Here is a 24478-nt window from a genome sequence, read left to right as displayed (position 1 = left end):
GAAGTATGCGATCTAGGCGATATAAACGTGGTGATCGAGTAAAAATCAATATTCATAAATCGGTATCACCTGAAATGCTTGCGTGGCTGAATAAACAATCAAATCCAACTAATTTCTTCTTTTTTGCTGCGCAGCAATTATTTAAACAAGTAGGAGATATTGACGTTTCAAAAGCTTTACCAAGTAGCCATGTTTTCTCATTATATGTGGAGCCTTCATCCTTATTAAAAGTCGAAGTAAACCCTTTTAAAAACATGACACTAGAAGCAAATACATCCACCGAAAATGCAAAAAAAAAATTATGGGAATCTGTTGATCAATTAGATTGTCCATTTTTTTAAACATAGAAAAATATAAGAAGTCCCATCACTATACATACGAATACAGTGATGGGTTTTTGTTTGTAAATGGAAGGGGGCACAATACAATTTGTGCCCCCTTCTGTTAATTATTTGTTTGTCTAAATTTCAGATGTATGTTTAGAAACCGCAGTAATTATGCTTTCCCAATCATTTGGATGATTTTCATGACCTGCCCCTTTAAGAGTTAATAGTACTGAGCTTGGAATTTCATCAATTAGTGCGAGGCCATGTTCAAATGGGAGTGCTGTATCGTCTGTTCCATGAATAACCAATGTTGGTGCTTGTATGGAGTGAAGTACACCTTCATATGCATCATCACCTTGAAGTAAAGCGTGATTAAACATACTTAATAAATTGTTTGCGCGTTCTATTTCTTGTTTTACTTGTGTATAAACTCTATTTTCATCAAATATTCGTTCTGATCCACATAATAGACGAGATCCTGAAACTAAATACTCTGCCACATCATTTTTATTTGTCCAATCAATACTTGCGCTCTTTACATGATGTGTTAAAATCCTTTCATCCATTGGGGGTAAATCGCGAGTATTATTATCAGATCCTATTACACTAGTCGCTAGTAAAGTTAGCGTCAAAATTCTTTCGGGATGTTTTACAGCGGCAATTTGAGCAATCATACCACCTAATGACATACCAAAAAAATGGGCTTTATCAATATGATAAGCGTCTAATACCCCGATTGCATCTTCAGCCATATCTGTTACTGAATAATTTGAAGTGCCAGGTTCATATGTAACAGAGCGTCCAACATCGCGATTATCAAAGCGAATAACAAATTTTCCTGTGTTCGCCAACTGTTCACAAAATTCTTCATCCCAATATATCATTGAACAAGTAGCTCCCATAATTAATAAAATAGCGGGATCATTAGAGTTACCGAAGCTTTCTGTACATATATCAATACCGTTTATTTTAAATATCTTTTCACTCATAAAGTTAGCCCCATTTCTTTTGAATTTAATTAATAATACAGTTTTGAATAATTCTAAGATGTGTGTAAGATTCTTTTTGAAATTCATCCCGCTATTTGCCGGGCAGTAAGAGCCCGATTGGTGAGGAATGATTAAAGTTTTACTTTATAATGCTTTTTGCATAATTACCCCCAAAAATAAGTATATGGTAATTCAAGGCAAAAAATTTTGAGAAATAATTGTATGTTATTAAAATAAACAGTAAGGAGGAGAGGAAATGAAAGCAATTGTTATTGATCGATATGGCAGTGTTGAAGAATTAAAAGAAAGACAAGTTTTAAAACCGGTTGTTAAGAATAATGAGGTATTAATACGTATTCATGCAACATCTGTTAATCCAGTTGATTGGAAAATAAGAAAAGGTGACTTACAAGAACAGTTACGCTTTTCATTTCCAATCACTTTAGGATTAGATGTAGCTGGAGTTATTGAAGAAGTTGGAGAAGATGTAGAGTGTTTCAATATAGGAGATAAAGTGTTTACGAAACCTGAAAATATAGGAAGCGGCTCTTATGCTGAATTCATTGCAGTACAATTAGATTTAGTATCACATATGCCTAATAATATTAGTTACGAAGAAGCAGCTTCTATTCCTCTTGCAGGACTTACAGCGTGGCAAAGTCTTGTAGATTACGCAAAAATAAAAGAAAATGACCGTGTATTCATTCATGCCGGAGCTGGTGGCGTTGGAAGTTTGGCAATCCAAATCGCAAAATCATTTGGAGCTTTTGTTGCAACGACTGCTAGTAGAAAAAATAAAGAATTTTTACAGTCTTTAGGAGCGGATCTCGTTATTGATTATAAAAAAGATAAATTTGAAGAACTAGTATCAGATTTTGATATTGTGTTAGATACAATAGGTGGCGAAGTGCAAGAAAAAAGTTTTCGAATTATTAAACCTGGTGGTGTTCTAGTTTCCATTGTTCATGAACCACTACAAAAAGTAGAAGGAATAAAATCAGGATTTTTATGGCTAAAACCAAATGGAAAACAATTAGAAGAATTATCAGCTTTAATTGTAAACGGGAAAATCAAACCAATCATAAGTAAAGTGGTGCCATTTAATGAAGCAGGAGTTCGAGAAGCTCATATTTTGAGTGAAGGACAACATGTTAGAGGAAAGATTGTAGTTAAAGTGGAATGATAATCAAGATTACAGCTTATAGAGTAACTAGATTTGAATAACGAAAAAGCTCAACAATAAATAATATCCCATACTATACATTTTCATTTGCAGGTATTATTTATTGTTGGCTATTGTGATATTACTTCTAATAAATACTGTTTCGTATTGTATCGCGTAATTTCTCTAATCCAATTTCCATATCTTTCTCGTTTAACATTGAATAGCTAATTCTTAATTGGTTATCATTTGTTTCGTAATTTAATAGACAAGCTGTTCCTGGTAAAAAAGAGACATCTACTTCATTTGCTTTTTGTAATAAGGTAAAGGGATCTATCGAATCAGGCAGTGTCACCCATAAATTAAAACCGCCATTTGGTATTTCAAAGTTTAGTTCTTTTAATGGCGATAATATATCAATTGTTAAATCACGTCTCATTTGTAAAGCTGTTCGTAATTTTTCTAAATGATTTTTCATACGTTCCGCACGTAAAAACGGTAGAAGTGCCTTTTGTGTTAATAAAGGACTACCGATATCCATTGAACCTTTCACTGCATATAGCCACTCAAAAATAGGGCCATCGGCAATAAGTGCTGCAATACGCAATCCTGGTGCTAACGTTTTACTAAATCCTTTTATATATATTACGTGGCCATCCTTATCAAAACTTTTGATTGGAGGTGGTACTACAGCATCTTCAAAATATATTTCTCCGAAAGAATCATCTTCAATGATAAAAAATTGATATAGCTCCGCTAGTTCTATAAGTTCCATTCTTCGTTCTTTACTCATTACTGTACCTGTTGGGTTTTGGAAGGTAGGATTCGTATACAATAAAACGGGATTTTTACTTTGACAAATATCATCAATTAAGTCGGAGCAAACTCCATGATTATCAAGAGAAACAGGAATGATTTGAACACCTTTATTGATGAAAACATCAAGCGCGGCACTGTAACACGGACTTTCTACTAATACAGTATCTCCAGGTTTTAATAATGTTTGAGCAATTAAATCAATTCCTTGTTGTGCTCCGCTTGTAATTAATAATTGAGATGGGTCCGTCACTAATTTCTGGTGTTCATTTAAGTAATTTGCTATTTCAACTCGCAATTCATAATCGCCTTGAACTGGCCCATAAGTTGCTAACAACATCGGATTTTTATCCAGCAATTTATGCATTTCATCTGCCAAAAATGGATTTGGTAACAGACGAGGATACAGAATTGCTTGTGAAAAATTATAATATTTAAGGTGCTTATTCATTGCATATTGAGAACGCATAACATTAATCGTTTTCGTTTGTTGCCATTTATACGGAATTGGTTTGAAATCTTTCTTTACCCGTTTATATATGTAAGCACCTTTTCCTTGTTCGATGCGTATATACCCTTTCGTTTCTAACTGTTTATACGCTTTACGAACTGTTAATACATTGATTTGTAAATCTGTGGCCATACAACGTAAAGAAGGAAGAGATTCACCATGTGAAAGCATACCACTTTGTATTCTGTCAACAATTTGCATATATATTTGCTTGTAATACGGTATGTTTGTTTCTTTACGCAACACAATCTTCATAGGTTCACCTATTTTTCTTTTTAATTTAATTAAAGCGAAAAATATATAGGGAATCAACTACAACTTGAAGTAACTGTTATATGTACCGATACACTGTTATACACCATAGCCTCTATACTCATTTTAAGAGTAAAAAGGAGGAAGTAAAATGGTCATTTTTAATTACATTTTAGTATGTATTATTTTCGGGACAACATTTTTAACGATTAAAATTGGAATTGAAGCAGGGGCGCCACCGTTGTTTTCAGCAGGAATTCGCTTCTTTTTAGCGGGTATAATCCTTATGATTATTTTTAAATTAAAGCGAAAAGAAATTATGCCACATATATTTTCAAAACGTATTATGTATGCTGGATTTTGTTTAACATTTATGACATTCGCAAGTTTATATTGGTCAGAACAATATATTTCTTCGGGATTAGCTGCTGTTCTTTCTGCTACGGGACCAATGATGATTTTATTAATACAAGCAAAGAGGAATAGGGAGAAATTACAAAAGGAACAACTCGTTGCTTTAGTTATTGCACTAATAGGTGTTATATTTGTTTCTTTACCAGGAATGCATCAACAAGTAAGTTTCATATGGAGTATTGCTTGTATTGTTTTAGTTATAGGAGAGTTATTTTACGGAATAGGCTCTATTCGTTCAAAAGAAATACTTTCAGATTTATCAAATGTATCACCATTTCTTATTAACGGAATTCAAATGTTTTATGGAGGGATTTTACTACTAATCGCATCTATTATTGTAGAACAACCAAATGTAACTGTATTAACTTCATGGAGTGTACAATGGCCTATTTTATATCTCATATTTATCGGATCGATCGGTGGACACGGATTATATTACTGGCTCTTATCAAAAACAAACCCAGTATTTCCATCGACGTGGTTATATGTATCACCATTAATAGCAATTATCGTAGGGTATATCGTATTAGGAGAACCCTTAAATCCTACAATGGGAATGGGGGCTTGTCTTATATTGATTGGTGTATTTTTGGCCAATCGTTCAACACTAAGGACTTATTTCAAAAAAGGGCGGTTATTAGAGAAGGAGATGTAGTTTAATAAAGCAACAGCCCTGTATATTACAGGACTGATAAAATCAAAAACACAGTTGGAAAAATAACCAACTGTGTTTTTGATAATTAATTCACTTTTTTAATAAAGCCTTTATAATGACGTTTTACAAGCTGGCTTTCTAACGTCTTCATAGTTTCTAGTGCTACACCGACAATGATAAGTAAGCTTGTACCACCAATTTGAGCAGAAGGTGGTAACGTAGCAATTTTCGTGAATACGAGCGGTAATATAGAAATTGCACCTAAGAAAATTGCACCAATAAATGTTAATCGGTATAAAATTTTAGTTACATATTGTTCAGTTGCTTTACCAGGACGAATACCAGGAACATATCCATTTTGCTTTTTCAAATTCTCAGCCATTTGTTCAGGATTTACTTGAATAAATGCGTAGAAGTATGTGAAAGCAACGATAAGACCGACATAAAGTGTCATTCCAATTGGATGTGCGAAATCAAGATTTGCAACTAACCATTTTGATACGCTTGAATCAGGGAAGAGCTGCGCAATTGTACGCGGCGTCATTAAAAATGCAGAAGCAAAGATAACTGGTATAACACCAGCACTATTTACTTTAAGCGGTAAATGAGTGTTTTTTGCTCCTTGATATTGATTGTTTCCTGAAACAGCTTTTGCATATTGGATCGGTATTTTACGTACAGCTTGTTGAATGTAAATAACACCAACAACTATCGCTAAAATTACGAGTCCAATTAAAACAATTTTTATTATGTGCATAAATAGCTGATCGCCAGCATTTTGGAATTGTTGTAAATAAATTTGATTTGCAACATTTGGAATCGCGGCAACGAGACCTGCGAAGATAATCATCGAAATACCATTACCAACTCCGTTAGCGGTAATTTGTTCGCCTAACCAAAGTGAAAATGCAGTACCTGCAGTTAAAACTGTCGCAATAAATAAGTATGTAGTCCAGCTTTGATCTGTTATTAATTGTCCACCTGCTATATTATTAAAGCCATAAGACATTCCGATGGCCTGTATGAATGCGAGAATGATTGTAAAGTATCGAGTGAATTGAGCTGATTTCTTACGGCCCATTTCTCCTTGCTTTGCCCATTCCGAAAACTTAGGTATAACATCCATTTGTAGTAATTGTACTATGATGGAAGCTGTAATATATGGTGTAATACCTACAGCAAAGATTGAGAAATGTTGCAATGCTCCTCCACCAAATACGTTTAACATACCTAGAACGTTAGCTTGATCTTGTACTTTTAATACCTCTGCGTTAGTATGAGGAACTGGAATAAACGTGCCAATTCGAAAAACGATTAACATCGCTAGTGTAAAAAGGATTTTCCTTCTTATCTCAGCTACTCTCATGAAATTTGAAATCGTACGAAACATTATGTCGCCTCCTATATTTTTATCAGTAAAAAACTGATTATTATACCCTATGAAGTAACCACAAACCTCCTTCCGCACTAAATTCATTTGACAAATGGATTTTCATACACTTTGTAGTTTTCACGGATATAAAAATATAAGGTGTTATATAAGCGACCTTTACACTTTACGTAATCATTCAATACCCATAATATATCGAATAAATTAACAAATGTACATACATACGCATTAAAAATGAATAAATAGGGCCATTTTTTACATTTATTTAATGATAAATTGATAGGAGATTATTATTCAAGATTGTTATACATGTTATCAATTAAAGTTTATCCCGCATTAACTGGTAGCCCGATTGGTTCAACTAATAATCAGTGGGGATGAACAAAACCACTGCTGATTAAAGTTTCACTTTATGTGATTAGAAAATTCTTTTTGTTTAAGAAGGAATAAATATTAAAGAAAGCTAAATAAACAGTGTACGTATTTATAGGGGAGAAGATGTAAATGAAAGTTGTTATAAAAAAATTACCACCATTAGAAGTAGCGTATATAAGACGAACTGGTAGCTACTTTGAACCGCAAGATCATTGGGGAAAGTTACTGAACTGGTCAATTGAAAATAAACTGTATCCACCAGAGCAATCATTTATCGGAATATCATTAGATAATCCTGAACTTGTTGCAAGTCATAAGTGCCGGCATGATGCATGTGTTACGATTCCTGAAAACTTCGATAAAGAAAAGTATCATGATGTGCAATTTAAAAAATTAGATGGAGGTACATATGGTCTATACCAGTTCTATGATGAACCTCATAAATTAAGTGAAGCGTATCAATACATGTATGTAGAGTGGCTACCAAATAGTGAGTATGATGCAGATTATGATAGAGATAATTTAGAGTTTTGCTTAAATAATGTTGCTGAAGATCTAGACGGAAAGTTAAAGGTTGATTTATTTGTGCCAATTAAAAAGATACAAAAAACAAATAAGTTCATTTGTGGCTTTAAAATAAAATTGGAATAGTAGTGAAAGAAAAACTTTTTTTGAAGATAATATCTCTAGCGTAGAAATTTAAGTATGTAGGTTGCAATGAAAGGAGAATCCACATGGATACATTTGTAAATGACAAGTTTTATGAAACGAGAGATCAATTATTTGAGGAAATTACTTTGTTGAGTGATGCTCAATTTAATAGGAAACCAGATAAGGATAAATGGAGTATTGCACAAGTTTGTCATCATTTAGTTTTATTAGATGAGAGAGTGATAACAGTTATTTCCTCAGGGTTAAAAAAGTTAGATAGTACCCAAAATGAGCGTAAAGAAATTCACACTATTTTATTAGATAGAACGAAAAAGTTTATAGCTCCAGAAATGATTGAACCAAGTATAGAACCATTTGAAGTGCAGCAAATGCTCAATATGCTAAACGAATCAAGAAAAGAATTGATGCGTTTCCTGAGTACAATAGAAGATGAGTCTATATTAGCGAAAAAATCAGTGATGCATCCAGCTCTTGGAGAATTATCCCTTGATCAGTGGATAGAATTGATCTATTTACATGAACAGCGTCATATTTCACAAATAAAAGAGATAAAATTGCTTTGTGAAATTGAAAAGTAAAAATTATTCCCTATTTATTGATACGTATTATAAACAGGGGAAACGGTTGATTCATATTGATTCAGAAGAAAACAAAAATAGAATGAAATTAGTTGAAAGTGACCAATAAGCTTAAGAAAATATGAAACTATCCGATTTTCTGTATAAGTGTAACCCCGTCTTAAATGAAGAGCGGGGTTATTTTTTTGAAAGTACACTTCACACGCTTAAGGAAGGGGTATTCTGTCAGGAAATGATAAAATACAATTCTGTCAGAGGATGTATGCAATTTATTCTCTTTATTTTTGCAACAGAACCACCTTCAAAATTATCTTTTGTAGTTGAAGTTTCCTGAATAATAAGTTACATTTTTAAAGTTCAAGCAACTTTATGAAAGTACAAAAAGGGGAGAAATATTATTATTATGCAAAAAATGAAATGGAAGAACTATGTATGTTACTTTGTAATTCTATTACTGCTCGGAACAGCAGTAATAGTGAAACCACCTATCTCTAAGGCTGAGGAATCTGAAGTTAATATTACATTGTTAGGTACTGCAGATATTCATGGCAGATTTATGCCTTGGGATTATGCGCTTGATGGAGCAAATATGAGTGGAAGTTTGACGCAGCTTTATACGGTTATAAAGAAGGTCCGTCAAGAAAATCCAAATACCATATTAGTAGATGCCGGGGATACAATTCAAGGAAACTCAGTAGAATTATTCAACGATAAGCCACAATCGCCAATGATGGTAGCGATGAATACAATGGGATATGACGCCTGGGCATTTGGAAATCATGAATTCAACTTTGGATTAGATACATTGAAAAAAGTTAGTGAGCAATATAAGGGAAAAACGTTAGCAGGAAATATTTACAAGGAAAATGGAGAGCGCTTTCTTCCTGCATATACAATTGTAGAGAAAGGTGGAATTAAAGTTGGGATTATTGGTATGAATACACCAATGATTAGTGATTTTGAAAAAGGGACAGATCACTTAAATGGTTTAGTGGTGAAAAATCCGGTAGAAGAGACGAAAAAGGCAATTAAGGAATTAGAAGGTAAAGTAGATGTAATGGTAGGAGTTATGCATATGGGACTAGAAAATGAGAATGGTATCCCTGGTACTGGTGTACAAGATATTGCAAATGCTTGTCCGGAACTAAGTGCTATTTTTGCGGCTCATATGCATAAACTTGTAAAAAAAGAAGTTGTAAATGGCGTAATTATTACAGAACCAGATAAATATGGAACACATATTTCACGTATTGACCTTACTTTTACAAAGCAAGATGGGAAGTTGGCTTTAAAAAATAAAACTGCTACCGCTATACCTGTAAAAAATGCTGATGGGACAACGATATTATCTGATCCTACACTTGAAGAAACATTAACACCTTTTCACGAATATGCGAGAGGAGATGCAAATGTTGTAGTCGCTCAATTAAAGGGTAGAAATCTTGTTCCTGAAAATGAAATAAAGGGTATTCCAAGTGTTCAGATTCAAGAAACACCTTTATCAGATTTCTTTCATGAAGTTATGCTCTACTACAGTAAAGCAGATGTAGTAGCCCATCAAATTGATAATGATTATGCCCGTTTAGATACAGGCCCTATTAAGAAAAAAGATATTGCGTACAATTACCAATATGCCTTGGGAGAAATTACAGTATATAAGATTTCTGGAAAAGATTTAAAAGACTATATGGAATGGGCAGCAGGATATTTTAACTCATCTCGTGCCGGAGATGTAACCGTTAGCTTTGATAAAACCCGCCGTGCATCTAAATACAGTACGAACGATTTCTTTGGAGGCGTAAAATACGAAATTGACTTAACAAAACCATATGGAAGCAGAATTACAAATTTACGCTCTATTCGTACAAACAAACCAATCAAAATGAGCGATGTTATGACGTTGGGAATGAATGCATATAGAATGGAGGCTCTTCAGGCAAAAGGTGGAGCTTTAGAGGGGCGTAAGTTTGAACAAATTTGGTCATCTAAACAAGAGAATGCATTTGGAGAAACAGGCGGAACCATTCGTAACCTTGCTATTACATATTTAAAAGAGGTAAAGAACGGTGTATACACACCAAAAGTTATGCATAATTGGAAAATTACTGGTGTAGATTTACATTCTTCAGAGCATAAGGCGGTAGTTGATCTTGTGAATAAAGGGATTTTAGAAATTCCAAAAACAGAAGACGGAAAATACACAAATATAGCATCTATAAATACGAAAGACTCAATTTCAAAAGAAGAGATTATATTACTCTCACAAAAAGCAAATATTAATCCAAATCAGTTTAATCATGTAAAGACAAAAGGTGAATTTTACAAAAAACTTAGTAGGATTACTAAAAAAATATAAATTATAAAATTTCTTATAGTAATTGTTATTTTAATAACATTAAACCCACTCTTACAATAGTAAAGAGTGGGTTTTTATGTTGTTATTTAGAGGTAAGTATACTTTTATTACAATGAATATAGATAATTAATAACTAACCAATTGGGTGAGCACCTATAAGGACTCTCTTTTATTCAAATTAATGTACATATGTGTTCCGTTCATTATTTATAATATTGACCACAATTTATGTAATTTTGCATAATGTTACATAAATTGTGTATTTTCTCTTTTTTTAGACATTAATAGACAGTATACTTTGTACAAGCTTTCTATTTCAAAAATTATACGAGGTGAAATAATGAAAAACAAAAAGACATTAACTAAGGTAGCATTAACAACAGGATTAGCTTTAACAGCTGTGGCACCATATGGGGTAGGTCATGCAGAGGAAACAGATCAACTACAAGTTCAAATTCAGGAGGAATCGTTCCGTTCGGGTGAACTTACACAGCCGTCACAAAAGGCACCAGAAAATGTAGTAAAGGATGCACTTAAGGAGAAAACAGAACAAGCTCTGTCCCAAAAACAAGTCAATGGAGAAGCAGGAGTAGATTATAAAGTCCTTCAAAAACGTGGTTCGTATGATGGAACTACACTTGTGCGTATGCAGCAAACATACGAAGGAAAAGAAGTATATGGACATCAATTAACTGCACACGTAGATAATAAGGGTGTTATTAAAAGTGTTTCAGGTGATAGCGCGCAAAATTTAAAACAAGAAGAATTGAAAAAACCTATTAATCTATCAAAAGATGAAGCAAAACAATATATTTATACGAAATACGGGAACGATATCAAGTTTATTTCTGAGCCAGAAGTTAAAGAGGTTATTTTTGTTGATGAAAATAATGGACAAGCTAGCAATGCATACCAAGTTACCTTCGAAGCTGCAACACCAAACTATGTTTCTGGTACTTATTTAGTAAATGCACAAAATGGTGATATGTTAAAAAATATGGTACAAGAATCTAACTTAAAAGCCAGTGACAAACTAGTTGGCGCTTTAAAGAAAAGTAAACAAAGCAGTCTTACATCATTAACCGGAACAGGAAAAGATGATTTAGGTATTAATCGTTCATTTGGTATCTCTAAACAAAGTAATGGCAAATATGCTCTTGCTGATTATACAAGAGGGCAAGGAATTGAAACATATGATGTGAATTACAGAGATATTACTAAAGAAGAAAGCTATTATCCGGGTACATTAGCGACTAGTACTTCGGCAACATTTAACGATCCAAAAGCAGTAAGTGCTCATTACTTAGCAACAAAAGTATTTGATTTTTATAAAGATAAATACAAGCGTAATAGCTTTGATAATAAGGGACAAAAGGTAGTTTCAGTTGTACACGCTTGGGATTCTGAAGAGACGAATGATCCGAAGAATTGGCAGAATGCATTAAGTGCTAATAATGGAAGTATGCTTGTATATGGTGATCCTATTGTTAAAGCATATGACGTAGCTGGACATGAATTTACACATGCTGTTACTTCTAGCGAATCTAATCTTGAATATTACGGGGAATCCGGTGCAATTAATGAGGCACTATCTGATATAATGGGAACATCTATTGAGAAATACGTAAATAATGGCAACTTTAACTGGACAATGGGAGAACAAACGGGATCTGTTTTCCGTGATATGGAAAACCCAGCTTCTGTTCCATCTTCACTTGGAGTACCTTATCCAGATGATTACAGTGAATTTAACGATTTTAATGGATGGGATCAAGGCGGTGTTCATTTTAATTCAAGTATTATTAATAAAGTTGCGTATCTCATTGCAAAAGGCGGAACTCATAACGGAGTGACTGTTAAAGGAATTGGTGAAGATAAAATGTTTGATATTTTCTATTATGCAAATACTGATGAGTTAAACATGACTTCTAATTTCAAAGAATTGAGATCAGCATGTATTCGAGTGGCAACTAATAAATATGGTGCAAATACAGCTGAAGTTCAAGCAGTTCAAAAGGCATTTGATGCAGCAAAAATTAAGTAATTTAGAAATATAGTTATCATTCATATATTAATACATTATGAAAAACAGCTAATATCATTTTAAGGATATTAGCTGTTTTTTTACTTATCAATGTATTGTTGGAAATAAACTGACTAAGCAATAATTAGGTGCGTTATCTGTAAGAAGTTGCGACAAATAAATAAGGTTTAAAGTGTGTAAAAACAGAAAATTAATAATATATTGACCTCTTGATAGAAAGTCTATAAAATGAAAGCGATAACAAACGATTGCTTTAAAATGATTTCCCTGACCTTTTAGCATTTACAAATATATGAGGGCATACACAAATCTATTTTTTTAAGCATTAATGCAAACGTTTTCGTATTAAAAGGTCATTGAAATACATACGTGAAAATAGCCAATATGGAGGTGAATTAAAAGAGATTTCTAGATTAATTTAAGCAGTGTTATTCAGTGTAAGCATAATAAATCGCTAGTAATATTTGAAGAAAGGGTGTATGTGGTGCAAATTACAAAAAGGTTAATTAACAAATCATTCTTATTACTTACCATAATCGTTATGTTATCATCTGTTTTCTCCTTTCAGAGTGTGAAGGCAATTTCAAATTCGAAAACAACTGAAATTATCATTCATTACAAAGAGAAGCTTGGAAATACAAAAGACTGGAATCTTTGGTTATGGGGTGAAAATGCAAATGGTACATCTTATGAATTTACTGGTGAAGATGAATTTGGAAAATACGCTAAGATAAAAATAGACGGTGACTATAATCGCGTAGGATTTATAGTTCGAACAAATGAATGGGAAAAAGATGGTGGAGATCGTTGGATTGAAAATATAAAGGACGGTCGTGCTGAAGTATGGATTCTTTCGGGTGATGAAAAAGTATATAACTCTAAGCCTTCATCGGATCTCTCAATTCAAAAAGCAACTATTGATAGTTTCCATGAAATTACTGTAACGACTAATGTCCCATTTAATATTAGGGAAAAGAAAATTGAAATTGAAGGCATTAAAATTAAGGATATTAGTCCTTATGATATAAACAGTGGAGATATTACTAATAAGGTTAAAATAATTACGGAACAGAAAATTGATTTAAAACAAACATACAAACTTAAAATAGAAAACTTAGCTGATACGAATACTGAAATTGGTAAAGTCATTCGTAGCGAGGAATTTGATAATTTATTTTATTATAGTGGTAACGATTTAGGGAATACATATACCGCGCAACATACAAAGTTCCGTGTATGGGCTCCTACTGCAAGTGAAGCGAAGTTAGTTACATATAAAAACTGGAACGATAAAATAGGTGCTGAAATAAACATGCAACAAGGTGAAAAGGGAACTTGGACAGCAGAACTAAAGGGGAACCAAAAAGGGCTCTTTTATACGTATAAGGTCAAAATTGGTGATAAGTGGACTGAAGCAGTTGATCCATATGTGCGTGCTGCTTCTGTAAATGGGGATAAAGGTGCAGTCGTTAATTTAGAAGAAACAAATCCGAAAAAATGGAAAGCAAACAAAAAGCCAAAATTTAAAAATCCGGAAGATGCTATTATTTATGAGTTACATATACGCGATCTTTCCATCCAACCTGAAAGTGGTATTAAACAGAAAGGGAAGTATTTAGGTGTAACAGAAAAAGGAACAAAAGGGCCAGAAGGTGTAAAAACAGGACTTGATCATATAAAGGATCTAGGTGTTACTCACGTTCAGTTTTTACCGATATTTGATTATGCTTCAGTAAATGAAGAGACTTTAAATGAACCGCAATATAACTGGGGGTATGACCCTAAAAATTTTAACGTTCCAGAAGGCTCCTATTCTACAAATCCTTATGAGCCGACTGTGCGAATAACTGAATTGAAGCAAATGGTTCAAACACTACATGATAATAATCTTCGAGTAGTGATGGATGTAGTATATAACCATATGTATAACGCTGCTGAATCTAATTTCCATAAGTTAGTTCCAGGTTATTATTATCGTTACAATGAAGATGGAACATTTGCAAATGGAACTGGAGTAGGAAATGATACTGCTTCAGAAAGAAAAATGATGAGGAAATTTATGATAGATTCCGTCACATATTGGGCAAAAGAATACAATTTAGATGGATTCCGTTTTGATTTAATGGGTATTCATGATTATGAAACGATGAATGAAATACGTAAAGCTGTTAATCAAATTGACCCTTCTATTATACTACACGGAGAAGGATGGGATTTAAATACACCTCTTGCAGCTGAGCTGAAAGCAAATCAAAAAAATGCAGAGAAAATGAAAGGGATTGCTCATTTTAATGATAATATACGTGATGGATTGAAAGGTAGTGTATTTGAGGAGAAAGAAAATGGTTTTGTAAATGGAAAGCAAAACATGGAAGATCGTATTAAAAAAGGCATTACAGCAGGTATTGACTATGATACAAATTCGTCTACCTATCAAGATCCAGAGCAGGTGCTAACTTATGTGGAAGCACATGACAATCATACATTATGGGATAAACTTGAGTTAACTAATCCAGGTGACAGCGATGAAGTGCGAACACAAATGCACAAATTGTCTTCTTCGATTTTATTAACATCACAAGGAATTCCATTTTTACATGCAGGGCAAGAGTTTATGCGGACGAAATATGGTGATCATAATAGTTACAAATCTCCAGATTCAATTAACCAGATGGATTGGCTGCGCCGTGCAACGTTTAATAATGAAGTAGATTATATGAAGGGCTTAATAGAATTACGCAAAAAGTACTCAGCTTTTCGAATGACATCTGCAGAGCAAATAAAAACACAAGTTTCATTTTTAGGTGCCCCGAAAAATACGGTAGCTTATACAATAGAGGGGAATAAAAATGAATACTTTACGGTGGCTCACAATGCAAATAGAGAAGCGGTTGAAATAACACTTCCATCGAATGGGCCTTGGAAAGTACTAGTAGACGGGAAGCAGGCGGGAAGTAAACCACTTTATGTTGTCCATGACAATAAAATTAAAGTTCCTGCATTAAGTTCCATTGTTTTAAAATCAGAAAAACCTACTAAATAAAAGCGAAGAGTGTGGAAATAAATACTGAATTGAGCAAAGTTAATAAGGATTGCAAATAAAAAAAGCGAAGTGAAGATTATTCTCACTTCGTTTTTAAAGTTAATGTAATATAATTTCACATACTGTAATTATATTACAATTTAACAAAAGAAATAAGCAATAGATTATTTCTTTTGTGACAGTAGGGGGAGAAGATATCTTTGAGTTTATTTATAAAATTATATGAAATACGTTCGTAATTCATATAATTTTTATTATATATTTGAACATATAATAAACTAGATGTTCGAGTTGTATTAATTCCTACAAATCGTTTAAAAATAACAAAGGCGTAAAAAGTATATGGAATTAAAATAGAGAAAAGACACCATTCAAGGTGTCTTTTCTCTATTTTGAATATGAAATGTAAGTAACTCAATTGTATGTAATAGTATATGATATTTTCACACTAACTAATTAAGAAAAATTTAAAACTCTTTTCTTAATCTATTTGTAATAAATTACATCATAAAATTTTATCAATATAATAAATAAAACTTTCTCAACATTATTTGATTTAATAACTATATTCAACCGCTCTTCAATCTATTACAATAATTTCACATTGGAAATACATGAATATTCTCAATGTTATAAATGGTTTATACCTTATAGGATTACTGTGGGAAAGGATGTGAAATATCCAAAAAAAAATCATTTTTTATGATTAAATAAAAAATTTTAATGAAGAAAAAGTTATTTCATTATTTTCAAGTTTCGTTAAAGTACATGTATTTATAATCACTATGAGACAAGGAGCAGAATCTAAAAAAATTTTGTAAATTAGAAAATTGCATTTCAAAAATAAGTTAAACGTTTATGGAGGGTTATATGAGCGAGAAAATTTATTACTGGTCTCCGATTAAGCATTGGGAGAAGTTGCATAATGAAGTTTTGATAGGGGAAATGAGGTTTACAGGTATTCTGTCTGAGTGGTTTCCTGATTTTTATTTTATGGCTCAAAAAGGTGTGAAAATTAGTGAACTAGTAGAGCGCTTTTCGTTAGGAAATGTAGAAGAGACACAAAAAAACATAGAGCTCATGATAAAAAATCGTGTGTTAGTAAGTAACATATTACACCCAAGAGAAGTATTTTCTTCACAAGAAAAGATTTTTCCAAATCCATATAGCAACCAGATTCGCTTTTCTAAAGAAGAGTTAGATAAGTATATGAGTGAACAATTAAATCGCACGTACGTTGCTGCACGGTCAACCGAAATTCAACTTGAAACAACAGATGAGCTACCCACTATAATCAAGGAACGTAGGTCTTGTCGTCAATTTGAAATGGAAAAACACATTAGTTTTTCGGAATTTTCCCAATTCTTATCAACTCTAAAACAGGTTAGGGAAGAAAAAATATACTATCATTACGCAAGTGCAGGCGGGCTCTATCCCATTGATATCTTTGTTTATATAAAACCAAAACGTATAGAGGGTATGAAAGCTGGATTTTATTATTATAACCCATCAAAAAATAGTCTTGTGATTGTAAACAACATTGATCAAGTGATCAAAAGTGATCATGAGTTAATTAATCAGGATTTATTTACTCAATCTGCATTCTCAGTGTATTTGATTTATAATGCGAACGCTTCTATCCCGAAATACGGTTCAGATGGATATTTATTTGCTTGTATCGAGTCAGGCATTATCACTGCTACCTTAAATATGGTTGCTGAGACATTAAATTTAGGGGTTTGTTCAGTTGGCCATATGAAATTTGAAGAGATTCAGAAATTTTTATGTTTGGATAACCATCAAGTGTTTCTCCATGGGCTTGAAGTTGGCTTGAAAATTAACGAGTAGAAAAAATGAATATTAGGGGGATAAAGATAAAAATGCACATTAAAGATCGAAGTTCGATTCATGAAAATAAAGAAGTAGAAGCGTTTTGGAAGGAGCAATTATCTTCCGAGGTTCTCGATTTTTCTGTATTTAATAGCGATTACCAACTAAATAAAGAAACACCTTGTGAGTACGTTCAAGTCATAGTGAATGTAGAGTTTAGTAAAAGTATACAAAAAATAAGTAAGTCTCAAGATTTATTATTATTTAGCTGGTTTCAAGCCGCTTTAAGGGTTTGTTTGGCACATTATACAGATCAAGAAAGAATTACTATTGGTATTCCTATAATTGAAAAGAATCTTGAACAAAGTGAGAATCTTAATAAGTTGATTCCTTTAGGAAGTGAAATCCATCCGCATCACCCCTTTAAACAATTAGTAAATGAGATTGAACAAACGACTTTATTCGGGTATGAAAATCAGGAGTATCCGCTCTCTGAATTATTAGTTAAACACAATTTAACTCCTTTTCAAATTGTAATCGGGATGGAAGGATTACATAATGAAAATTCACTAGAAGAATACGCAGAGAATAATTTAGTCCTATGGATACGAAGAAAATGGAATGAAATACATAATGAATTTGAATTTCAAATTTCTTGCAAGTCCCGTTCATTCTCTTCTTTGCAACAGTTTGCCAATTCGTATTGTTATGTTTTAAAGCAAGTTTCACAAAACCCGAATTTGGCATTGAAAGATATTTGTATTATTGCAGAAGAAGAAAAAGAGTTGTTAGAAGGATTGAATACTTTTCAAACAGGCATAGACTTGTTTCAATCATTTCAAGATTTGTTTGAAGCGCAAGTATTAAAAACTCCAGATCAAATTGCTGTTGTTTGTAATGATCAATCTTTGACATATAGAGAATTGAATAAGAAAGCGAATCAATTGGCTTCTATCCTTCAAAGTAAAGGTGTTTCAAAAGAAAGTATTATTGGCGTTATGGTAGATCGGTCATTAGAAATGATTATTGGTATGATGGGGATTTTAAAAGCAGGAGCAGCCTATTTACCAATAGACCCTAACTACCCAACTGAACGAATTGAATATATGTTACAAGATAGTCAAGCAAAATATTTACTTAGTAAGCGAACAGAGGAAGTATTGCCACAATTTGCGGGTGAAGTACTGTATCTTGATAAAGAATATCTTTTTCAAGGTGAAGAAAGTAATTTAGTACGAGAACATAATCCTAATGATTTGGCTTATGTTATTTACACATCAGGATCGACAGGAAATCCAAAAGGGGTAATGATAGAACAAAAATCGCTAGTTCATTTTTTAAATGTAATGAGAGAAAAAGTAAAGGCTAATCAATCATTCTTGTTTCTTGCTAGTGTATCTTTTGATATTTCCTTGTTAGAAATATGTCTTCCTTTAACGCAAGGTTCAAAAGTAGTAATTGCTACAGAGGACCAGTTTGCAACAAAAGAATTGGCTCATTTGGTCAAAAAACATAAGGTGGATTTATGGGAATCAACGCCATCGCGAATGGAAGTGATTTTGAGTGATCCAGAAGGGGCAAATTTTCTAAAAGATTTAAAATCTATTTTATTAGCAGGAGAAGCATTTTCCATTGATTTGGTTGAAAAAATTCGTTGTATCAGTGAAGCAACAATTTTAAATATTTATGGTCCCACAGAAACAACCATTTGCGCAACAGTAAAAGACTTGAGCACTTCCAAAGAAGTTACGATCGGCAAACCAAATCCGAATTATCATTCCTATATATTGAATAAGTATGGCCAATTAAAAGCATTTGGAATTCCCGGTGAACTATGCATTGCTGGAGTAGCGGTAGCACGAGGGTATCTTGGTAAAAGTAAACTGACAGATGAAAAATTTGTACCGAGTCCTTTTATGGCAGGGGAAATGATGTATCATACAGGTGATCTCGTTCGTTGGTTGCCTAATGGAGAACTTGAGTATTTAGGTCGAATGGATCATCAAGTGAAAATTCGGGGGTATCGGATTGAATTAAGAGAAATCGAAACTCAATTAAGGGAATATCCAGAAATAAACCAGGCTATCGTTGTTGATCAAGTGTATGGAAATAGGAAATTATTAGCTGCCTACTATGTATCGGATAACAAGGTGTCTTTTGGTGAAATCAGAAAATATTTAAGTGATAAATTACCTGAGTTTATGATTCCTGAAAAAATGATTCAGGTAGAAGAGATTCCATTGAATCCAAATGGAAAAGTGGATAGAAAAAGGTTATTGGATATAACACAAACGGATTATATATCAATTCCATACGTTGCCCCGCGCAATGAAATTGAACAAAAATTAGTGCGTGCGTGGGAAAAAGTTATGGAGATTGAGGGAATCGGTATTCATGATAATTTTTTTGCATTAAAAGGAGAATCCATTAAAGCACTTCAGGTAATTAATTTATTAAGAAAAGACTGCTTAAAAATAAGTACAACAGATTTTTTTAAGCACCCTACAATCGCTCAACTGAGTTCTTGTGTAAAGTTAGAGCATAAAGAGGAAAACTTTGAAAGTAGACCAACTCATGTTAAAGATTTGTCTAATCCATTTTCCTTAACAGAAGTTCAAACAGCGTATATGTTAGGAAGGAATTCACAGTTTGAATTAAGTGGTATTTCACCTCAAACATATTTTGAATATGAAACAGCATTGGATATCAATCGTCTTTCAAAAAGTTTTCAAAAGGTAATCCATCGTCATCCAATGTTGCGAGCTGTAATTTTACCAGAGGGAAAACAGCAAATATTACAAAGCGTTCCTGATTACGAGATTGAAATAGTGAGTCTCATAGATTTAGATGATAGGAATCAAAATGCTCGCATACAAGAAGAGCGTTCTCGAATGACTAACCATGTATTCCCTTTGGGGCAATGGCCTTTGTTTGAATTGAAAGCTTTTCTTTTAAAAGAAGACACATATTTATTATGTTTTCGATACGATGCTTTATTAATGGACGGAGCAAGCATGAACATTGTTGGACAGGATTTGTTGCATTATTATTATAAACCAAATCAAAAATTAGAATCTTTATCTTTTGATTTTCAAGATTATATATTTATCTATGATGAAATGGAACAAAGCGAAGAATATAAAACAGCAAAAGATTATTGGACAAGTAAGCTTCCTGACTTTCCGTTTGCACCTTCTTTGTTGTTAAAAAAGGATCCAGCAGAGATTGCTACTCCTAAATTCCAATCACTTACTAAGATCCTGGACAATGAAAAATGGACAAAGCTACGAAAGATAGCACAAGAGAAAGAGGTAACTCCTTCCGCTCTACTTTGTACAATATATGGTGATGTGTTGGCATATTGGAGTAATCAATGTCGATTAGCAATTAATTTGACTGTATTTAACCGTTATCCTGTTCATGATGAAGTAGAACAGATTGTAGGAGATTTCACATCGCTTATTTTGTTGGATGTTGATGTAAAACCAGAGCAAACTTTCTTTACTAGAGTAAAAGAAACGCAATCTACTTTATTAGATGGCCTTGAACATCGTCATTACGATGGAGTTAACTTTATTCGAGATTTTACTCGATATCATCAAATGACGCCAAAAGCAGTTATGCCAATCGTTTTCACCTCGATGTTAGCAGGTGCAGGTGCTTTCTCTTGGGAACAACTTGGTTCTCTTCGCTATATTCATGCTCGGACTCCACAAGTGTATTTGGATAATGTAGTAATTGAAAAAAATGGAGAGTTACTAATTAGCTGGAACTATGTTGAAGAGTTGTTTGATGTTGATGTAATAGAAGCAATGTTTTCCCAATTTGTTGACTTATTGGAACAATTGGTGAAACAAAGCGATATAACATCTTTGCAGATGAAAGAATCGGATCAAACTTTAATTAAGCAATACAATGAAACAACAGAAAAAATACCTTCAACTACTCTGTATCAATTATTTACAGACCAAGTAAAACGTAAACCGGATGAAGTAGCAGTAGTATTTGAACAAGAATGGTTAACATACACGGAACTTCATAAACGCTCCAATCAAATTGCCCACTTCTTAAAAGAGCAAGGCATTGGTCTAGGTGACAAAGTGGGTCTTTTAGCAAAAAGGCGAGTTGACACAATTGTTAATATGTTAGGTATTTTAAAAGCAGGTGCTGCTTATGTTCCGATTGATCCCGATCATCCTTTAGATCGCCAAACATATATTTTTAAAAATAGTTCATGCAAGCTTTTATTAGAACCTAGTCTTTATGAAGAAAATCATTTGTCATTTTATACAACAAAAGATATGCCCGCTATTGCTGGTCCAGAAGATATTGCCTATATTATATACACTTCAGGAAGTACAGGAAAACCAAAAGGAGTAATTATTACTCACCAAGCGGTTACAAATACTATTCAAGACATAAATCAAAAATATGAGGTAAATGAAGATGATCGTATTATTGGTATCTCTTCCATGTGTTTTGACCTATCTGTATACGATATTTTCGGAGCTTTAAGCACAGGTGCAATGTTAGTAATGATTCGTGATCCGAGAGACATGCAAGAATTAATCCGCACTGTCGAACGTAGAGGGATTACAATTTGGAATACAGTGCCTGCAATCATGGATTTGGCATTGGATCAAGTAGGTTCTCATTTTGAACATTCTTCTTTACGTTTAGTTTTACATAGTGGAGATTGGATTCCGCTTTCTTTACCAGAAAAAATAAAACGACATTTTCCGATTGCAGAAGTAATTTCACTAGGAGGGGCAACAGAAGCATCGATTTGGTCAATTTATTATCCGGTCAAACAGGTGGAATCACATTGGAATAGTATTCCATACGGGATGCCCTTGGCAAACCAAACGTATTATGTGTTGAACTATGAAAAGAAAATGTGCCCTGTTGGTGTAATTGGAGATTTATATATCGGGGGAGTGGGCCTTGCTAAAGGATATTTAAATGATGAAAAGAAAACAAATGAAGCGTTTGTGTCACATCCTGATTTTGGTCTTATATACAAAACAGGAGATTGTGGAAAAATGCATTCTGAGGGATATATTGAATTTTTAGGCCGCCAAGATTACCAAGTGAAAATTCAAGGATATCGAGTAGAGTTAGAAGAAATCTCTCATTGTCTTCTAACTTATAAACAAGTCGAACATGCTCTCGTAATTGATCAAACAGATGAGAACGGAATAAAATTTTTAGTTGCATATGTAGTAACTGAGCAAAATATTAGTACAACAGAACTACGAAAGCATTTGCGAGATCACTTGCCAGATTATATGATTCCTTCTTATTTTGTTTATTTGGACCAATTACCCCTGACTCCAAACGGGAAATTAGATAGAAAAGCGCTCCCTACTCCGCAGAAACAAAAAAATGAAGTATTTATTGCTCCAAAAACTGAAATGGAAAAAATATTAACTAGTATTTGGCAAGAAGTACTCAAAATAGATCAAGTTGGAGTAAATGATCATTTCTTCGCCTTAGGTGGAGATTCGATAAAAGCGATTCAAGTGTCCGTTAGACTGTATCGACAAGGATTCGAGCTTGAACCAAAAAATCTATTTTCATTTCCTATATTAAGAGACATGGTTCAATTTGTTAAAAAGCTAGACCAGTTTTCAAGTTCACAAACAAATGATGTAAATATAATGAACGATAATAAAGCTACATTACTAAATGTTAAAGATAAACAACTTAATCAACATACACTTACCAAAATACAAGAAAAAATGCCGGATATAAAAATAGAACGTATTTACCCGTTAGCACCTTTCCAGAAAGTTATTTATGAGCATGCTACGAATGAACCTGATACAAATGCATATTTTGAACAAACAATTTGGGCACTTGAGGGGGAGCTGGATATTAAACTCTTTATTCAGTGTTTCCAACAATTAGTTGATCGTCATGATTCTTTAAGAACAATAATTGTGCAAGATGAACAAGCAAAACCTTGGCAAGCTGTTCTATATAATGTTCAAATAAATTCAGAAATAAAAAACTTGATTGAGATGACGAAACAAGAACAGCAAGAATTCCTAGATCAGTGGATGAATGAAAATTTAAGTCAAGGATTTAAAAATAGTGAACTTATGACCCGTCTCTGTATATTCCAACTAGGTAATAACGAGTATAAGGTAATTTGGAGTTCCCATCATCTATCATGTGATGGTTGGAGCGTCAGCATTTTGATAGACGAATTATTCCAGCTCTACGAAACTACAAATGCGGGAACTACGGCGGAGTTACCTATGGTAAAACCTTTTGAAACATTTATAGATTGGACTTTGGCACAAGATCATGAGAAAGCACGTCATTTTTGGCGAGATTATTTATCAGGATACAATCAGAAAATTAGTATTCCTAAAAAGAAAGTCCCATCTAAAAGTGAAGGGTTAAACTTCACTTTTACGGATTTAACATTAGACAAGGATTTGACTGATCAGTTACAGACATTTGTAACTAAAAATAATATAACTATGAATACGGCATTACTAGCTGTATGGGGAATATTGCTTGGCAAATTTAACGGAACGAGAGAAGTAGTATTGCCTAATCTAGTATCAGTCAGACCTCCCGAAGTAGAAGGAATTGAAAATATGTTCGGTCTGTTCACAAATATTTTGCCTATCCGATTAGCATGGACAGAAACGCAATCTTTTGTGGACTTCCTGCAAAAGGTACAACTAGAGACATTGAAATGTAATGAGTATGCATACTATTCATTTGTTGATATACAAAAGCAAAGTGAATTAAAAACTGAGTTGACTGACCATCTTTGGGTTTTTGAAAACTATCCAACTAATCCAGCAATCTTTTCTTCAAATGAAAACAGACATTTTGCTATCACGGATTACGAAGTCGTTGATGAGCCACATGTAAAGTATGGAATTATGTGCTTCCCTGAAGAAAAACTTACAATAAAGTTTGGATTTGATCAAACCGTATATGAAGCAGAGAAAATACAGGAAATATTAAATCACATTTATGGATTAATCAACATGATTCTTCAAAATCCAGTACAAGCAATTGGTGATTACAAATTATAAAAAA

At 33.2% G+C, this 24478-nt stretch carries 13 protein-coding genes; 10 read left to right on the top strand and 3 right to left on the bottom strand.

Going from position 1 to position 24478, the window contains the following annotated elements; all coding sequences use genetic code 11:
- The first annotated feature begins 5 nt into the window (after positions 1 to 5).
- A complete protein-coding gene (locus N2V79_RS13305) occupies positions 6 to 341 on the top strand; it encodes a hypothetical protein (protein ID WP_001257761.1) in 336 nt (111 codons plus the stop codon).
- A gap of 119 nt (positions 342 to 460) precedes the next feature.
- Here the strand turns inward: N2V79_RS13305 and N2V79_RS13300 are convergent, their stop codons facing one another.
- The gene (locus tag N2V79_RS13300; RefSeq protein ID WP_075718767.1) at positions 461 to 1315 is read right to left on the bottom strand and encodes an alpha/beta fold hydrolase; all 855 of its coding nucleotides are present in this window, start codon (positions 1313 to 1315) and stop codon (positions 461 to 463) included.
- A 256-nt stretch (positions 1316 to 1571) separates the two neighbouring features.
- Here N2V79_RS13300 and N2V79_RS13295 point away from each other — a divergent pair, with 256 nt between their 5' ends.
- Positions 1572 to 2498 (top strand): NADP-dependent oxidoreductase, encoded by a 927-nt coding sequence (locus N2V79_RS13295; protein ID WP_000644577.1) that lies wholly within the window; start codon positions 1572 to 1574, stop codon positions 2496 to 2498.
- Positions 2499 to 2625: 127 nt separating this feature from the next.
- Here the strand turns inward: N2V79_RS13295 and pdxR are convergent, their stop codons facing one another.
- Positions 2626 to 4059, bottom strand: coding sequence for a MocR-like pyridoxine biosynthesis transcription factor PdxR (gene pdxR, locus N2V79_RS13290; RefSeq protein ID WP_340719954.1), 1434 nt, complete (start codon positions 4057 to 4059; stop codon positions 2626 to 2628).
- Between the two features lie 148 nt (positions 4060 to 4207).
- Here pdxR and N2V79_RS13285 point away from each other — a divergent pair, with 148 nt between their 5' ends.
- A complete protein-coding gene (locus tag N2V79_RS13285) occupies positions 4208 to 5125 on the top strand; it encodes a DMT family transporter (protein WP_000234339.1) in 918 nt (305 codons plus the stop codon).
- An 85-nt stretch (positions 5126 to 5210) separates the two neighbouring features.
- Here the strand turns inward: N2V79_RS13285 and secY are convergent, their stop codons facing one another.
- Positions 5211 to 6515 (bottom strand): preprotein translocase subunit SecY, encoded by a 1305-nt coding sequence (gene secY, locus N2V79_RS13280; RefSeq protein ID WP_340719953.1) that lies wholly within the window; start codon positions 6513 to 6515, stop codon positions 5211 to 5213.
- Between the two features lie 504 nt (positions 6516 to 7019).
- On the opposite strand from secY, the gene N2V79_RS13275 reads away from it, so the two are divergent.
- The 7 genes from N2V79_RS13275 to N2V79_RS13245 all read left to right on the top strand — a co-directional run bounded on the left by N2V79_RS13275 (position 7020) and on the right by N2V79_RS13245 (position 24474).
- Positions 7020 to 7541 carry an AraC family transcriptional regulator gene (locus N2V79_RS13275; RefSeq protein ID WP_340719952.1) on the top strand — a complete coding sequence of 174 codons (522 nt, stop codon included), beginning with the start codon at positions 7020 to 7022 and terminating at the stop codon, positions 7539 to 7541.
- Positions 7542 to 7624: 83 nt separating this feature from the next.
- Positions 7625 to 8140 carry a DinB family protein gene (locus tag N2V79_RS13270; RefSeq protein ID WP_340719950.1) on the top strand — a complete coding sequence of 172 codons (516 nt, stop codon included), beginning with the start codon at positions 7625 to 7627 and terminating at the stop codon, positions 8138 to 8140.
- A gap of 403 nt (positions 8141 to 8543) precedes the next feature.
- Positions 8544 to 10496, top strand: coding sequence for a bifunctional metallophosphatase/5'-nucleotidase (locus tag N2V79_RS13265; RefSeq protein WP_340719949.1), 1953 nt, complete (start codon positions 8544 to 8546; stop codon positions 10494 to 10496).
- A gap of 340 nt (positions 10497 to 10836) precedes the next feature.
- On the top strand, positions 10837 to 12540 hold the full coding sequence (locus tag N2V79_RS13260; RefSeq protein WP_000791447.1) for a M4 family metallopeptidase: 1704 nt from the start codon (positions 10837 to 10839) through the stop codon (positions 12538 to 12540).
- Positions 12541 to 13024: 484 nt separating this feature from the next.
- Positions 13025 to 15583, top strand: a complete 2559-nt coding sequence (gene pulA / locus N2V79_RS13255; protein WP_340719948.1) for a type I pullulanase — start codon at positions 13025 to 13027, stop codon at positions 15581 to 15583.
- 870 nt (positions 15584 to 16453) lie between these two features.
- Positions 16454 to 17431: a SagB/ThcOx family dehydrogenase gene (locus N2V79_RS13250; RefSeq protein WP_001290961.1), complete on the top strand. Its 978-nt coding sequence runs from the start codon at positions 16454 to 16456 to the stop codon at positions 17429 to 17431.
- 32 nt (positions 17432 to 17463) lie between these two features.
- Positions 17464 to 24474, top strand: coding sequence for an amino acid adenylation domain-containing protein (locus N2V79_RS13245; RefSeq protein ID WP_340719947.1), 7011 nt, complete (start codon positions 17464 to 17466; stop codon positions 24472 to 24474).
- Positions 24475 to 24478 lie beyond the last annotated feature (4 nt).

Origin of the sequence: Bacillus sp. CH_70 (genome assembly GCF_038007045.1) — a bacterium.
GTDB lineage: Bacteria > Bacillota > Bacilli > Bacillales > Bacillaceae_G > Bacillus_A > Bacillus_A cereus.
Note: the sequence above shows the minus strand (reverse complement) of the source record. Positions and strands in the feature narration are given on the sequence as shown.